The following is a 17520-nucleotide window of genomic DNA, read 5'->3' on the forward strand; positions in this document are numbered from 1 at the left end:
TGGAGGTCACCCCGGCTGCGACCCCGTCCGCGCCGGCCGCCGCCGTCGTGCAGGCGCTGCCGGCGGGGCACGGGATCCGGTCCGGCGACGACGGGGTACGGCGGCTCACCGAGGTCTTCGCAGCGACGTTGCGCCTGGACGCCGCGCAGATTCCGCCCGACGCCGATTTCGCCGACCTCGGCGTGGACTCCATCATGATCGCCCAACTGCTCGCCGCCCTGGAGCGCGACCTCCAGGTGGTCGTCGAGCCGTCGATACTGCTGGAGAACCCCACCATCGCCCGGCTGAGCACCGCCCTGGCCGGCGTACTGCCGCAGGAGCCGGTGCCCACGGAGCCGCAACCGGGGCGTGGGACGCAAGCGGAGGGTGGGCCGCGACCGGTCCCGAGGACGCCGCAGGTGCGGGGGATCGCCGTGGTGGGAATCGCCGCACACTTCCCCGGCGCCCCCGACCACACCACCTTCTGGCGCAACCTGGTCGGCGGGGTGGACTCGGTGACCGAGGTGCCGCCGTCCCGCTGGGACGTGGACCGCTTCTGGCACCCGGTCCAGCAGCCCGGCAGAACCGTCAGCAAGTGGGGCGGGTTCCTGGACGCCATCGAGGACTTCGACCCGGAGTTCTTCCGTCTCGACCCGGCCGGCGCCGCCCACGTCGACCCGTTGGTGCGGCAGTTCCTGGAGGCCGGGGCCGAGTGCATGGCCGACGCGGGCCTGACACCCGCCGACGTGGCCGGCCGCCGGGTGGGGGTCTTCGCCGGTGCCCGGGTGGCGAACTTCGGCGCCCACCACACGGCCGCGACCACCCATTCGATCAGCGGCATGGCGCAGAACTTCATCGCCGCGCATCTCTCGCACTACCTGGACGTGCACGGTCCGGCCATGGTCGTCGACAGCGCCTGCTCGTCCGGGCTGGTCGCGGTGCACCTCGCGGTGCAGAGCCTGCGGGCCGGCGAAACCGACACGGCGCTCGCCGGCGGCGTCGAGATCCTGCTCGACGAGGTGCCGTTCGTCGGCATGAGCGGTGCCGGGGCGCTGTCACCCACCGGCCGGTGCCACACCTTCGACGAGCGTGCCGACGGCATCGTCCTCGGTGAGGGCGTGGGCGTCCTGCTGCTCAAGCGGGTCGAGGACGCGCTCCGCGACGGCGACCGGGTGTACGCGGTCATCGAGGGCAGCGCCGTCAACAACGACGGCCGCACCATGGGCATCACCACCCCGAACCCCCGGGCGCAGCGCGAGGTCATCGAATCCGCGCTCGCCGTCGCCGGCGTGTCCCCGGCACTGCTCGGCTACGTCGAGGCGCACGGCACCGGCACCATGATCGGCGATCCGATGGAGTTGAAGGCGTTGACCGAGGTGTTGCGCGGTGCCACGGACGAGGTCGGGTTCTGCGGCGTGGGGAGCGTGAAGACCAACATCGGGCACACGCTCAGCGCCGCCGGGATCGCCGGCCTGATCAAGACGGTCCTGTCCGTGCACCACGGGCAGCTGCCGCCCACCCTGCACTGCGCGACGCTCAACCGGCGCTTCGAGTTCGACAGGTCACCACTGTTCCCGGTCCGCGAGCTGCGCGACTGGACCGGACGCGACGGCGTACGCCGGGCCGGGGTCAGCTCGTTCGGCTTCGGCGGCACCAACGCCCACGTGGTGGTGCGGCAGGCGCCGCCCCAGGCCCGGGTGCGTGAACCGCTGGAGCCACCGCGGTACCGGCGACGCCGGTTCTGGTTCGACGGACCGGTGTCGACGTCAGCCAACGGCCACGGGCACGACCACGGCCCGGAGTCGTTCGCGCCGTTCTTCGAGATCCAGTTCTAGTGCGCGGGGGAGAAGGTCCGGTGGACTCCTTGGATGGTCTGGCCTGCACCGTCGTCATCCGCAGCAGCGATCCTGTGGTACGCGACCACCGCATCCACGGCACCCGGATCCTGCCCGGAGTGTCCTTCCTCGACATCATCTTCCGCGTGGTGCGGGCGCGTGGCGTCGACCCGGACGGCGTCGAGCTGCGCCGGGTGCTGTTCCGCAACCCGGTCGCCGCCGGCCCGGACTTCGACACGGAACTGACGGTGCGTTTCGCCCGCGGTGACGGTCACTTCCGGGTGTCGGTCACCGGGACGCGTCGCCCCCGTGGGGACAGCGAACCGGTGCTGGACTGTCAGCTGCACCTGGGCCTTCCGTTCCCGCGACGGCGTCGGGACCTGCCCGCACTGCGGGCCACGGCACGGCAGACCGTCGACATGACCGAGCTGTACGCGACGGCCCGCGCCACCGGCATCGAACACGGCGAGTTCATGCGGGCCCTCGGCACCCTGCACGTCGGACCGGACGAACTGCTCGCCGAACTGTCGCTGAGCCCACCGGCCGCCGGCTACGCCGGGTACTTCCACCTGCACCCCGCCGCGCTCGACTCCTCGACACTGCTGCCCACCCGGTTCGCCACCGCACCGCCGGGTGCCGAGGCCCGCCCGTACGTGCCGATGCTGATCGAATCGGTCCGGGCCCGGGGCCCGCTGGGCGCCCGGACCCTGGTGCACGCCACCCCGCCGCGTCCGGCCGGCCCGGATGGGGATCTCACCACCTGCGACCTGGAGTTCCATGCCGAGGACGGGACCGTTGTGGCATGGCTGCACGGGCTGACGTCCAAGCGGATCCGCGACACGGCGGCCATCACCCGTCTCGACGCGTACCCTCCGGCCGGACCGGACACCGGGCGGATCGTCCGTGAGCTGATCGAGGCGAGGCTCGGTCGCCCGGACTTCGACGAGACGGCCGGGTTCTACGAGCTCGGCATGGACTCCTCGGCGTTGCTGGGCATCGCGGCCGACCTGGAGCAGGCGTTCGGTGTCGACTTCTCCCCGACCCTGCTGTTCGAGCACAACACGTTCGCTCTGCTGGCCGAGCATCTGCGGGGGTTCGCGGCGGTGTCCGCGCCGCCCACGGTGCCGGCCGCCGGGATTCCGGTCCCGGCCGAGACGGTGTGGTTCGAGTCGCTCTGGCGTCCGGCTCCGCTGCCGCCCGGACCGCCTCCGGCCCGGGTGGTCACCATCGGGGCGCACACCCGGAGCCGGTGGCCGGACGCGATCGGGCCCACCTCCGCCGGGGTGGTGTGGCAGCCCGTCGACCCGTCGGACGTCACCGGTGAGGCGGTCGCCCTGACCGAGTTCCTCAGGGCCGCGTCCGACGCAGGCCGGGACGCCCTGCGGCTGGTCTGCCACGTCGAGGACGACGACGCGCCCGTAGCGGCGGTCGCCGGCCTGTTCCGGACCCTGCTGCGGGAGAGGCCGGGCACCCGGGCCGCGGTGGTCCGTTCGCCGCACCGGTCCGACGCGCTGGCCGAACTCGCGGCCGGGCTGCCCGACGTGGAGGTGCGGTACGTCGACACCACGCGGCAGGTCCGCGTCGTCCGCACGATGCCGGAGCCGCAGGGCGGCGGCCCGCTGCGGCAACACGGCGTCTACCTGATCACCGGAGGCCTCGGCGGGGTGGGCCTCGCCCTGGCCCGGCACCTGGCCCGGTCGGTCCGGGCACGGCTCGTGCTCGGCGGACGCACGGGCGCGGACCCGTCCGTGGTCGGCGAACTGACCGCTCTCGGCGCCGAGGTGCTCACCGTCGTGATGGATGTGACCAGGGCGGACGATGTGCACCGGGCGGTGCGCGCCGCCGTGGACCGCTTCGGTGCCCTGCACGGGGTCGTGCACGCCGCCGGGGTGCTGCGCGACGGGCTCCTGACGGGCAAACGGGCCGAGGACGTCCGTGCGGTGCTCGCCCCGAAGGTCGACGGCGCGCGGCACGTCGAGGCGGCCACCCGGCACCTCACCCTGGACTTCCTGGTGCTGTGTTCCTCCACCGCCGGCACCTGGGGCAACCCCGGTCAGGCCGACTACGCCTGCGCGAACGCCTTCCTGGACCTGTTCGCCGGCAGCCGCCGCGACATCGTGTCGGTGGGGTGGCCGGCCTGGGCGGAGGGCGGCATGCCGGTCGACGCCGCCGGGTTGCGCCGGATGGGATTGCGGGCGATGGACACCCCGCTCGCGGTCGACGTGCTGCTACGGGCGGTGGGCAGCGGCCGCTCCCACGTCGTGGTCCTGGCCGGGGACGCGGCCCGGATAGCCGCCGCGTTCACGCCGGACGACGCCACGGCGGACACCCCGGCAGCGGTGACGGCCGGACCGGCCCCCGACGGCGACGATGCGATCCCCGACGGCGACGACGCGGTGGCCGTCGTGGGGATCAGCGGCCGCTACCCGATGGCCCGCGACCTGGACGAGTTCTGGGTGAACCTGCGCGACGGCCGCGACTGCATCACGACGGTGCCCGCGGACCGGTGGGACCACTCGGCGATCTACTCCGAGGACCGGCGGACGCCCGGCAGGTCGTACGGCAAGTGGGGCGGATTCCTCGATGGCGTCGACGAGTTCGACGCCGGGTTCTTCCACGTCTCGCCGAAGGAGGCGGCCGTGCTCGACCCGCAGGAGCGGCTGTTCCTGCAGGAGTCGTGGCACGCGTTCGAGGAGGCCGGTCACGCGCCGTCGGCCTGGCGCGGCCGGTCCGTGGGCGTGTTCGCCGGCGTGATGTACAACCAGTACCAGCTGTACGGCGTCGACGCGGCACCCGAACCGGTGCCCTCGTCGTTCAGCGCATCGATCGCCAACCGGGTGTCGTACTTCCTGGACCTGCGCGGCCCCAGCATCGCCCTGGACAGCATGTGCTCGTCCTCGCTCACCACGTTGCACCTGGCCGTCGAAGCCATCCGCCGGGGGGAGTGCGAGGCGGCCCTGGCCGGTGGCGTCAACCTGGCCGTGCACCCGAACAAGTACCTGTTGCTGAGCCAGTCCTCCTTCCTGTCCAGCGACGGGCGTTGCCGCGCCTTCGGCGAGGACGGGGACGGCTACGTGCCCGGCGAAGGGGTCGGCGTGGTGCTGCTGCGCCCGCTGCGGGACGCGGTGCGCGACGGTGACCACGTGCACGCGGTCATCCGGGGGACCGCGGTGAACCACGGCGGCCGTACCGCCGGCTTCTCCGTGCCGAACCCGGCGTCCCAGGCGGCCCTGATCGCCGCCTCGATCCGACACGCCGCGGTGGACCCCGACGACCTGGGCTACCTGGAGGCGCACGGCACCGGCACCAGCCTCGGTGACCCGATCGAGGTGGCCGCACTGGAGCAGGCGTTCGACCGGATCGGGGCCGGCCGCGGACCATGGCCGCTCGGATCGGTCAAGTCGAACATCGGGCATCTGGAGTCGGCCGCCGGCATCGCGGCGCTCACCAAGGTCGTGCTCCAGTTGCGCCACCGGGAACTGGTGCCCTCGCTGCACGCCGACCCGCCGACCAGCGCGGTGCGGTGGGAGACCTCCCGGTTCCGGGTGCAGCGCGAGCGGGCGCCCTGGCCGGCTCGTGCGCACGGGCACCGGGCCGCAGCGATCAGCTCGTTCGGTGCGGGCGGGGCCAACGCGCACGTCGTCCTCGCCGAGTGGCCCGTACCGCCGGCCGTACCGGAACCGGCCGCGCCGCACCTGTTCGTGGTGTCCGCCCGGGACACCGTCCGCCTCGACGAGACCGTCGGCCGGCTCGTGGCCCACCTGGAGAACACCGGTGGGGACGTGGCCGCGACGGTGGGCGCGTTGCTGGCCCGGGCCGGTGCGCCGACGGCGCTACCGGACGAGCCGTTCGTGGAGTTGGGACTGGACTTTCCGCGCCTGACCGATCTCGCCCACCGGGTCGAGGCGGTGTTCGGGACCTGCCCGCCGATCGACGGGGAGACCACCGCCGCCGGCCTCACGGCCGCCCTGGCCACGGCGACCGTCGCCGTGGATCCGGGCGCGCTGGCGTACACGTTGTGGGCCGGGCGCGAGCACTTCGACGAGCGGCTCGCCGTCGTGGCCACGACCACCGCCGAACTCGTGGCGGCGCTGCGTACCGGTGACGGCTGTCATCGCGGCCGTCGGCGGGGGGCGGCCGGTGCGGCGGCGGGGGACGACCTGGCGGCACTCGCCGCCGCGTGGGTCACCGGGGCCGAGATCACCCCGCCGCTGCCCGCCCGCCCGCGCCGGCTCTCCCTGCCCGGCTACCCGTTCGCCCGGGACCGGCACTGGGTCGCCACCGGCGGTCACTCGGGCCGGTCCCGGCCCGCCCTGCTGGAGCTGCCCGACCTGGTGGAGCTGCCCGACGGCCACGTCCTGCTGGCCAGGATCGCGCAGGACGAACACGCCTGGCTGGCCGACCACACCGTCGACGGGACCACGCTGGTCCCCGGGACGTTCTTCGTCGACCTGGCCCTGCGGGCCGGCGACCGGCTCGGCCGTCCGGTGGTCGCCGAGTTGGTCCTCGGGACGCCACTCCCGTTCGGCGACACCGACGTGCGGCTCAGCGCGGCGCTGCCCGGCGACGACGGGCGGCGCGCCTTCGAGGTGCACGCCCGTGCCGTCGGGGAGCCGACCTGGATCCGGCATGCGACAGGCGTGCTCGCCCCCGTCGACACCGCCGCGACCGAGCCGCCACCGCTGCCCGGCGACGCCGAGGAGGTCGACCTCGGCGGATTCTACGACCGGCTGCCCGGCTACGGTCCCGCCTTCCGGGGTCTGCTGCGCGCCTGGCGGGCCGGCGATGCGGTGTACGCGGACGTCTGCGTGCCCGGCGGCGACGCCGGCCCGTACGCCCTGCACCCGGTCCTGCTCGACGCCGCGCTGCACGCGGTGGCCCTGGGCGGATTCGTCCCCGACGAGCGGGCGCACCTGCCGTTCGCCTGGTCCTCGGTCCGGGTCGCCACGACCGGGGCGGTCACCGCGCGCGCCCGCGTCACCCCGGTCCGGGCGGGCACCGTCGCGGTGCGGCTCACCGACGCCACCGGCGGGCTCCTCGCCTCGGTGGACGCGGTGACCCTGCGGCCGTCCGGGGCCCCGGACAGCCCGCTGTACCGCGTCGACTGGGTGCCCCTCGACGACCTCCCGCCCGCCGGCCCGCCCGGCCGGTGTGCCGTCGTGGGCCCGGACCGCCCCGGTGTCGGCGCGTCGCTCGCCACGGCCGGTGTGACAGTGACCCGGGCCGACACCCTGACGCAGTTGTCCGAGGTCCCCGAGGTGGTGATCGTGCCCGTCGCCGGGGCCGGGTCGTCGGCGGACGCCGCGCTCGCGGTGACCCGGGAGGTGCTCGCCCAGGCACGGCACTGGCTCGAACACGACCGGTTCGGTGCCGCGCGGCTGGTCTTCGTCGCCACCGACCCGGACCCGACGACGGCCGCCGCGTGGGGACTGCTGCGTTCGGCGCAGTCGGAGCATCCGGGCCGGTTCACCCTCGTCGAGCTCGACGGGGCGGGTGCCCCGGACGCCCTGCTGCGGGCGCTGGCCGCGGACGAGCCGCAGCTCGCGGTCAGGGACGGTCGGCTCCTGACGCCCCGGCTGGTCCGCGTCCCCGTGACCGGGCCGGTGCCGCCGCGCGAGCGGGGCACGCTGCTCGTCACCGGCGGCAGCGGTGGCCTCGCCGTCCCCGTGGTTCGTCACCTGGTCGCCCGGCACGGGGTCACCGACGTGCTGCTGGTCAGCCGCGGTGGCCTGGTCCCCGCCGGACTGTCCGGCCTGGACGCCCGCGTCGAGGCCGCCGCCTGCGACGTCGGCGACCGCGCGGCGCTGACCGCGCTGCTCGCCGGCCGCACGGTCACCACGGTGGTGCACGCGGCCGGGGTGCTCGACGACGGCGTGGTGACCGCGCTGGACGCCACCCGACTGGAGAACGTGTGGCGGGCCAAGGCCACCGGCGCCGACCGGCTGACCGAGCTGCTGCCGGACGCCGAGACGGTGTTCTTCTCGTCGGTGGCGGGTGTGCTCGGCGGACCCGGCCAGGGCAACTACGCGGCAGCCAACGCGTACCTGGATGCGCTGGCCCGGCACCGGGTCGCGGCGGGCGGACGGGTGGTCTCGATCGCCTGGGGCCCCTGGGACCTCGACGACGGCATGACCGCCGACCGGGACCGCCTCGCCCGCGCGGGCCTCGACCGGCTGACGGTCGACGCCGGACTGCACCTGCTGGACACCGCCCTGGCCGGCACGGAACCGGACGTGGTCGCGCTGCGGCTGCACACCCGGGCGTCAGCGGTCGTGCCCCCGATGTTGCGTGGACTGCTGACCGACGCGCCGGCAGGCGCGGTCGATCCCGGTCTGCGTGGGCCGGGCCTGGCCGAACTGAGCCCGGCCGTGCGGCGGGCCCGCCTCGCCGGCCTGGTCCGCGGTGAGGCCGCCGCCGTGCTCGGGTACGCCGGAGCCGGCGCGGTCGATCCGGAACGCTCCTTCCAAGAACTCGGATTCGACTCGTTGAGCTCGGTGGAGTTCCGCAACCGCCTCGGCGCGGCGCTCGGACTGGCCCTGGAGGCCACCCTCGTCTTCGACCACCCCACCCCCGGCGACCTGGTGGAGCACCTCGCCGGCCGCTTCGACGACGCCACCGGCACCGATGAACTGCCGACCCTCTTCGCCGACTTCGACCGCGTCGCCGTCGGCCTGACCGGGGCGGCGGCCACCGACGACGTGTCCCGGACCCGGGTGGTGCAGCGGGTACGGGACCTGCTCACCGCCCTCACCCCTGCCCCCGACGCCGCCCCGCCGGACGTGTTCGCCGCCGCGACGGACGACGAGGTGTTCGCCATGATCGACGCTGAGCTCGGCAGCCCCGTTGCGGGTCAGGAGGACCGATGACCACCGAGGACAAGCTCCGGGACTACCTGCGCCGCGTCACCGCGGAACTGCAGGTCACCCGCCAGCGGCTGCGCGCGGCGGAGAGCAGGTCCGCCGAGCCGGTCGCCATCGTCGGCATCGCCTGCCACTACCCCGGCGGTGTCGACTCACCGGAGGACCTGTGGTCCATGGTCGCCGAGGGCCGCGACGGCATCACCGGGTTCCCCCGCGACCGTGGCTGGGACGTGGACGCCCTCTACCACCCCGACCCCGACCACCCGGGCACCTCCACGGTCCGTGACGGCGGATTCCTGCACGACGCCGCGGCCTTCGACGCCGCCTTCTTCGGGATCTCCCCGAAGGAGGCGGCCTACACCGATCCCCAGCAGCGGCTGATCCTGCAGACCTCGTGGGAGGCGGTGGAACGGGCCGGCATCGACCCGGTGACGCTGCGCGACACCCGTACCGGGGTGTACGTCGGGGCCATGCACCACGACTACCACGGCGCCCAGGGCGGCGGCAGCGTCGTGTCGGGGCGGGTCGCCTACCAGCTCGGCCTGCGTGGCCCCGCCGTCACCGTGGACACCGCATGCTCGTCGTCGCTCGTCGCACTGCACCAGGCGGTCCGGGCCCTGCAACGCGGCGAATGCGACATGGCGCTGGTCGGCGGCGTGACCGTGATGGCCACGCCTGACGCGTTCGTCGAGTTCAGCCGGCAGCGCGGGCTCGCCCCGGACGGGCGGTGCAAGCCGTTCGCGGCGGCGGCCGACGGCACCGCCTGGTCCGAGGGCGTCGGCGTGCTGGTGCTGGAACGGCACTCCGCCGCGAGGGCGGCCCGCCGGTGGATCCACGCGACGATCCGTGGCCTCGCCGTCAACTCGGACGGGGCCAGCAACGGACTGACCGCCCCGAACGGCCCCGCCCAGCGCCGCGTGATCCAGGAAGCCCTGGTCGACGCCGGTCTCACCCCGGCCCAGGTGGCGGTGGTCGAGGCGCACGGCACCGGCACCCCGCTGGGCGACCCGGTCGAGGCGCAGGCGGTGCTCGCCGTCTACGGCCGGGAACGCCCCGTCCCCCTGCGGCTGGGCTCGATCAAGTCCAACCTCGGGCACACCCAGGCCGCGGCGGGCGTCGCCGGGATCATCAAGATGGTCATGGCCATGCGGCACGGGGTGCTGCCGCGCACGCTGCACCTGGACCGGCCCACGCCGTACGTGGACTGGTCGGCCGGCGCCGTCGAGCTGCTGACCGAGCCGGTCGGTTGGCCGGCCGGCGACGAACCGCGCCGCGCGGCCGTCTCGTCCTTCGGTGTCAGCGGCACCAACGCCCACGTCATCCTCGAGGAGCCCCCGGCTGCCGCACCGACGCCGGTGGCCGATCCCGGTGGACGCTGGCCCTACGCCTGGGCCGTGTCCGGCTGCACCCCGGCGGGTCTGCGCGCCCAGGCCGCGGGGCTGGCCGCCCATCTGGGAGCCCGACCCGACCTGGACCCGTGGGACGTCGCGTCGTCGCTGGTCACCACGCGGACGGGACGGGAGCACCGGGCCGTGGTGTGCGGTGCCGACCGCGACGAACTGCTCGCCGGTCTCGCCGCCGTCGCCGCGGGACGGCCGTCGCCGGCCGTGGTGGAGGGCGTCACCGGGGCACCCGGTCCGGTGGCGTTCCTCTTCCCCGGGCAGGGATCGCAGTGGCGGCAGATGGCGGTGGGCCTGTTGGCGGGCAGCCCGGTCTTCCGCAGGCAGATCGCCGAGTGCGAGGCCGCTCTCGCGCCGTACGTCGACTTCGACCTGACCGCCGTGCTGCGCGGCGAGCAGGACTACGACCGGGTCGACATCGTGCAGCCGGTGCTGTTCGCGATGATGGTGGCACTGGCCGAGGTGTGGCGTTCGGTGGGCGTGACACCGGCCGCGGTCGCCGGCCACAGCCAGGGTGAGATCGCCGCCGCGTACGTCGCCGGGGCACTGACCCTGCCGGACGCCGCCCGGGTGGTGGCACTGCGCAGCCGAGCCCTGACGCAGCTGTCCGGTCTCGGCGGCATGATGTCGGTGGCGTTGTCCGCCGGGCAGATGCGCGAGCGCCTGCGCGCCTGGACCGGTCGGCTGTCGCTGGCCGCGGTCAACGGCACCTCCTCGGTCGTGGTCTCCGGTGACGGCGACGCGCTCGACGAACTGCTCGCCGAGCTGGAGGCCGAGGACGTACGGGCCCGCCGGGTGGACGTGGACTACGCCTCCCACAGCGCGCACGTGGAACGGGTGAGGGACAAGGTCCGCGACGCCCTGGCCCCGGTGACCCCGACCCGACCCGTCGTGCCCTTCTTCTCCAGCGTCGAGGGCCGATGGATCGACGGCGACGACCCGCTCGACGCCGACTACTGGTACCGCAACCTGCGCGAGCCGGTCCGCTTCGACGAGGCGGTCACCGCCCTCGCCCGCCACGGCTGCACCACCCTGCTGGAGGTCAGCCCGCACCCGGTGGTGTCGACCGGTGCCCAGGAGACGGTGGACGCGCTCGACGCCGACGTCGCCGTCCTGCACACGTTGCGGCGTGACGAGGGCGGACCGGAGCAGATGGTCCGGGCGTTGGCCCAGCTGCACGTGCAGGGCGTCCGGCCGGACTGGTCGGTGGTGTGGCCCGGCACCCGGGCGGTCGAGCTGCCCACCACCGCGTTCGTGACCGAGCGGTACTGGCTGCCGGCCGGCGGCGCAGACCCGGGCGCGCTCGGCCTGGACGCCGTCGAACATCCCGTCCTGCGGGCCGCCGTGTCCGGTGCCGACCGGATCGTGCTCACCGGCCGGCTGTCGGTTGCCACCCACCCGTGGCTGGCCGACCACACCGTCCAGGGGCGCGTCGTGCTCCCCGGCGCGGCCGTGGTGGACATGGTGTCCCGGGCCGGTGACGAGGCCGGTTGCCCGGTGATCGCCCAACTGACCCTGCTCGTTCCCGTCGTGGTGCCCGAGGACGCCGAGGTCCGGCTGCGGATCGAGACCGGTGAACCCGGGGCGGACGGCGCACGGGAGCTGACCGTGCACGGTCGGGTCGGCACCGGCGGCTGGACGCTGCACGCCACCGCCGTGCTCACCGCGGGCGGTGACCTGCCGCCGCCGACGGCCACGGCCTGGCCCCCGGCGGACGCCGAGCAGCTCGACGTGGAGCACCTCTACGACCGGTTGGCCAGTGCCGGGCTCCGGTACGGGCCGCAGTTCCGGGGCGTCCGGGCGCTGTGGCGCGACCACGCGCACCTGTACGCCGAGGTCGCCCTGCCCGGCGTCGAGCCCGGTGGATTCGGCATCCATCCCGCGCTGCTGGACGCCTGCCTGCACCCGGTGGCGCTCGGGGACTTCGGGACCGGGACGCAGGACCGGCCCGCGCTGCCGTTCGAGTGGACCGGGATCCGGGTGCACGCGACAGGTGCCGACACCGTCCGGGCCACCCTCACGGGCACCGGGGACGGTGGCGTCCGTATCGAGCTGACCGACCCGTCGGGGGCACCTGTCGCGTCGGTACGGTCCCTGCTGCTCAGTCCGCTCCCGGACGGCGCGCTCGGCCCGCCCGACCACGGCGACCTGCTGCTTCCACAGTGGACACCCCGCCCCCTGCCGGACGGATCAGCAGTCGGGTACACGGTCCGTGACCCCGCCCTGGCGCGACTGCTGCGCGTGACGCCGAGTGACGAGGCCGCCCGGTTCGTGCTCGTCCCTGCCCCGACCGGCCCACCCGCCGCAGCCGCCGAGCGGGCTCTCGCCACGGTGCAGGAGTGGCTCGCCGACGAGCGCGGGGCCACCGCCACCCTCGTCATGGTCACCCGGCGGGTGCTCGACGACCCCGGCGAGGCTGCGGCGGCGGCGCTGGTGCGCTGCGCGCAGCTGGAGCACCCGGACCGCCTGGCGGTGCTCGATCTCGCCGACGGCGACGACGCCACCATCGCGGCGGTGCCGGCCGCGTTGGCCGCGGACGAGCCGCAACTGGGCCTCGCCGCCGGGGCCGCGCGGGAGCTACGACTGGTCCGGGTGTCACCGACGGGTGAACCCCCAGGTGACCTCGGCACCGTCCTGGTGACCGGTGCCTCGGGCACGCTCGGCGGCATCGTCGCCCGGCACCTGGTGCACGAATGCGGCGTCCGCGACCTGGTGCTGGCGAGTCGACGCGGCCCACAGGCCCCGCAGGCGGCTGCCCTCGCCGCGGAGCTGAGCGCGGGCGGTGCCCGGGTCGCGGTGGTCGCCTGCGACGTCGCGGACCGGGCGGAGCTGACGGCGCTGCTCGGCACGACCGCCGTCACCACGGTGGTGCATGCCGCCGGTCTGCTTGACGACGGCCTGGTGACGGACCTGACGCCGGAACGGCTCGCCCGGGTGCTGCGTCCGAAGGTCGACGCGGCCTGGCTCCTGCACGAACTGCTTCCGCAGGCCCGGCTGATCATGTTCTCCTCAGCGGTGGGCGTGTTCGGCGGGCTCGGCCAGGCCAACTACGGTGCGGCCAACGCCGCCCTGGACGCGCTGGCCCGGGTCCGCCGGGCCGCCGGGCTTCCCGGCGTCTCGGTGGCCTGGGGCATGTGGGTTGACGAGAGTGCGATGACCGGCCAGGCCGACATGTCGCGGTTCCGCCGCTCGGGGTTCCTGCCGCTGCCCCGCGAAGCCGCGCTGGCGGCGTTGGACGCCGCCCTCACCACCGCCGTGCCGGTGCTCGTTGCGGTCCGGCTCGACCTGCCCGCACTGCGGGCCACCGGCGACGCCGTACCGCCGGTGCTGCGGGACCTCGCCGGGGCGCCGGTGCGGCGGCTGGCCGCACGCGGCGGTGCCCTCGCCTCCGAGCTGGCGGGCCGACTCGCCGGCAGGACCCCGGCCGACCGGCACCGGATGCTGCTCGACCTCGTCCTCGCGCACGCCGCCGCCGTGCTGGGGCACGCCTCCCCCGACGCGATCGACCCGGACGGGGCGTTCAAGACGGTGGGGCTGGGCTCGCTCAGCGCGGTCCAACTGCGCAACCGGCTCGCCGGCGCCACCGGGCTGCGGCTGCCCGCCACGCTCGCGTTCGACCACCCCAACCCGGCTGCGCTGGCCCGGCACCTCGACGAACGCCTGGCCGGCGCGGATCAACCGGTCACCGTCCGGGACGTCGCCGCCGCGACCGGTGCCGCAGACGATCCGGTGGTGCTGGTCGGCGTCGGCTGCCGGTTGCCCGGCGGTGTCCGTGGCCCGGAGGACCTGTGGGACCTGCTGGTCGCCGGACGGGACGCGATCGTGCCGTTCCCCGACGATCGCGGCTGGCCGCTCGCCGACCTGCACGATCCGGACCCGGATGCGCCAGGCACCTCGTACGCCCGGTCGGGTGGTTTCCTTGCGGATGCCGGCGGGTTCGACGCCGCGTTCTTCGGGGTGTCGCCACGGGAGGCCGTGGCGATGGATCCCCAGCAGCGGCTGCTGTTGGAGACCGTCTGGGAGACCTGCGAGGACGCCGGCATCGACCCGGGCGTCCTGCGGGGCAGCCGAACCGGCGTGTTCATGGGTGCCATGTACCAGGACTACGGACGGTTGCTGGAGGGCGGCTCCGCCGAGGGGTTCCTCGCCCCGGGCGTCGGTGGGGGCGTGCTGTCCGGACGGATCGCGTACACCTTCGGGTTGGAGGGCCCGGCGGTCACCGTGGACACCGCCTGCTCGTCGTCGCTGGTGGCGTTGCACCTGGCCGCGCAGGCGATCCGGGCGGGGGAGTGCGACCTCGCGTTCGCCGGCGGGGTGACCGTGCTGGCCACGCCCGCGGTGTTCGTGGAGTTCAGCCGCCAGCGCGGACTCGCCGCGGACGGCCGGTGCAAGCCGTTCGCCGCGGCAGCCGACGGGACCGGCCTGGGCGAGGGCGTCGGTGTGGTCCTCGTCGAGCGGCTGTCGCGGGCGCGCGAGCAGGGCCACCGGGTGCTGGCGGTGCTGCGCGGCAGCGCGGTCAACTCCGACGGGGCGAGCAACGGGCTCACCGCGCCGAACGGGCCGGCCCAGGAGCGGGTGATCCGGGCGGCGCTGAACGCCGCCGGGCTGCGCCCGTGCGACGTCGGCGCGGTGGAGGCGCACGGCACGGGCACGGCACTCGGCGATCCGATCGAGGCGCAGGCGGTGCTCGCGGTGTACGGCGCCGAGCGCCCCCGGCCGCTGTGGCTCGGTTCGATCAAGTCCAACCTCGGACACACCCAGGCGGCAGCCGGTGTGGCCGGGGTGATCAAGGCGGTGTTGGCGCTGCGGCACGGCCTGCTGCCGCGCAGCCTGCACGTCGACGAGCCGTCCCGGCACGTGGACTGGTCCGCCGGGAACGTGGCGCTGCTGACGGCGGCGCAGCCCTGGCCGCGGCACGAGGTGCCGCGACGCATGGGCGTGTCGTCGTTCGGCATCAGCGGCACCAACGCCCACGTGGTGATCGAGGAGGCACCGCCGGAGCCGGAGCCGGACGGGGAACGGCCGGTCCTCGACGGGGTGCCGTGGCTGCTGTCGGCGCGGTCCGAGGGTGCGCTGCGGGAACAGGCGGCCCGGCTGGCGGCTGCCACCGCCACGGATCCGGCGTCGGTGGCGTACTCACTGGCCACCACCCGCGCCACCCACCGGCACCGGGCGATGGTCACCGGCGGGGACGAGACGCAGCTGCGGGCCGGGCTGGCCGCGCTCGCCTCGGGGCGGACCGACCTCAGCGTGCTGCGGGCCACCGCCACGCGGCAGCGGCTGGTCCTGGTGTTCACCGGCCAGGGCAGCCAACTGCGGGGGATGGGCCGCGGACTGTACGAGACGTTCCCCGAGTACGCCCGCGCCTTCGACGAGGTGAGCGCACACTTCACCCTGGACACGCCGCTGCCCGAGGTGGTGTTCGGCGACGGCGACCTGATCGACCGCACGGAGTACACGCAGCCCGCCCTGTTCGCCCTCCAGGTGGCCCAGTTCCGCCTCGTCACCTCGTGGGGGCTGCGACCCGACCTGCTGATCGGCCACTCGATCGGTGAACTGTCCGCGGCGTACGTGGCGGGCATGCTCGCGCTCGGTGACGCCGCCACGCTGGTCACGGCCCGGGGGCGGGCCCTGGCCGACCTGCCGGCCGGCGGCGCGATGGTGTCCGTCCGCGCCGCCGAGGCGCAGGTCCTGCCGCTGCTGGCCGGCTACGGGGACCGGGTGTCGATCGCCGCGGTCAACGGCCCGGACGCGGTCGTGCTCTCCGGGGACGAGGACGCGGTGCTGGAGGTCGCCGGGGTGCTGGCCGACCGTGGACACCGCCACCGGCGTCTGCGGGTCGCGGTCGCGTTCCACTCGGCCCGGGTGGAACCGGCGCTCGCCGGGTTCCGGGCGGTCGCCGAGACACTCGGATTCCAGCAGCCCCGGATTCCGGTCGTCGCCACGGTACGGACCGAGGAGAAACTGATCTCGCCGGCCTACTGGGTGGACCAGCTTCGCGGTGCCGTGCGCTTCGTCGACGCGGTGCACGAGGCGGAGCGGGCGGGTGGCACCGCGTTTCTGGAACTGGGACCGGACACCGTGCTGGCTCCGGCCGTGCACGCCTGTCTGCCGCAGGCGCCGGTGTCCTCGGTCGCGCTGGCCCGACGGGGCCGGCCAGCGGTCCACGCCGCTCTCGCGGCCGTCGGCACCCTCCACACGCACGGCCTCCACGTCGACTGGCCGGCCGTGTACGCGGGCCGCGAGCCCCGGCGCTGCCCGCTGCCGCGGTACCCGTTCCAGGCGCGCCGGTTCTGGCCCGAGCCGGTGCCGACGCCCGTCGCGGCCACCGCGCGCCGACCCGCCGCGGATGCCCTCTGGGATGCGCTCGGGTCCGGGGACCCGCAGGTCGCCCTCGGCATGCTGGGCCTGCGTGGCGACGAGACACCGCAGCAGGTTCTCGCGGCCGTGGCCCGGTTGCGGCCCGGTGCGGTCCGGCGGCCGGTGCGGTGGCGGCTGGTGCCGGACGTCGCACCACCGGTGCTGGACGGGACCGTCGCACTGGTGCCACCGCCCGGCGGTGACCCGGACCTGACCGATGCCCTCGCCGGCGCGCTGGCCCGACACGGCGCCCGGGTGACGGTCGACGTCACCGGGCGACCGGACCTGGTGATCGCCCTGCCCGGCGCCGAGCCGGTCGTGGTGCCCGGGGTGCCGTCGTGGGCGCTCACCCGGGACGCCTCGCTCCCGGTCGCCGACCATGTCGTCGACCTTCCACCGGAGGTGGACGCCCTGGCCAGGGGCCGGCTGTGCGCGGTCATCGCGCAGCGGTACCCCGTGACACGGATCCGGCCGGAGGGGGTGTTCGTCGGCGAGTACGCCGACGACGAACCGACCGGTCCGGCGGTCGCGGTCGCGGTCGCGGTGGAGCCGTCCGCCGCCCACGCGCCGTCTGCCGCCCACGCGCCGTCCGCCGCCCACGCGCCGTCCGCCGCCCACGCGCCGTCCGCCGCCGCGCCGTCCGCCGTCGCGCCGGAGGACCCCGCTCCGTCCGGCGAGTTGCGGGCGGCGCTGACGCGGTTGCCCCGTGACCGGTGGAACGCCGAGGTCCTGGCGGGGGTGCGGAAACTGACGGCGGCCGTACTCGGGCACGACTCCGCCTCCGACATCGACCCCGGTGACGAGTTCTTCGACCTGGGGTTGTCGTCGGTCACCGCGCTGGAACTGCGCGACCACCTGGTCGCGTTGACCGGTCTGGAATGGGCGGCGGACGTGCTCTATGAATGCCACACCCCGCAGGTGCTCGCCGATGTGGTAGTCGCTCGACTGAGTGAGGAAGAATAGCCGCTGGTTGATACCGAAATCAACTTTCCGAGCGTGGTCCAGTGGATCCTCGCCTGCTTAGACGCGCCCGAATATCGCTTGTCCAATTACTTTCCCATTCGGGTGGACAACGTGAGGGAAAGT

At 74.8% G+C, this 17520-nt stretch carries 3 protein-coding genes and 1 pseudogene (1 of these 4 only partly in view); all 4 read left to right on the plus strand.

Annotation, left to right across the window (positions count from 1 at the left end):
* Positions 1-1814, plus strand: the 3' end of a protein-coding gene (locus ACN268_RS01415) for an L-histidine N(alpha)-methyltransferase (RefSeq protein WP_421481344.1). Its footprint begins 17173 nt before the window's first position; only the last 1814 of its 18987 coding nucleotides appear in the window; the start codon falls outside the window, past its left edge; it ends in the stop codon at positions 1812-1814.
* 20 nt (positions 1815-1834) lie between these two features.
* A complete protein-coding gene (locus ACN268_RS01420; RefSeq protein ID WP_421481345.1) occupies positions 1835-8680 on the plus strand; it encodes an SDR family NAD(P)-dependent oxidoreductase in 6846 nt (2281 codons plus the stop codon).
* A gap of 35 nt (positions 8681-8715) precedes the next feature.
* A pseudogene (locus ACN268_RS01425) lies at positions 8716-11211 on the plus strand (type I polyketide synthase); the annotation flags it as partial.
* Positions 11197-17397, plus strand: a complete 6201-nt coding sequence (locus ACN268_RS01430; RefSeq protein ID WP_421486790.1) for an SDR family NAD(P)-dependent oxidoreductase — start codon at positions 11197-11199, stop codon at positions 17395-17397. The pseudogene ACN268_RS01425 and the gene ACN268_RS01430, both read left to right, overlap by 15 nt.
* The last annotated feature ends 123 nt before the right edge of the window (positions 17398-17520 follow it).

The sequence above is a fragment of the Micromonospora sp. WMMD735 genome, assembly GCF_049178995.1.
GTDB classification, from domain to species: Bacteria; Actinomycetota; Actinomycetes; order Mycobacteriales; family Micromonosporaceae; genus Micromonospora; species Micromonospora wenchangensis.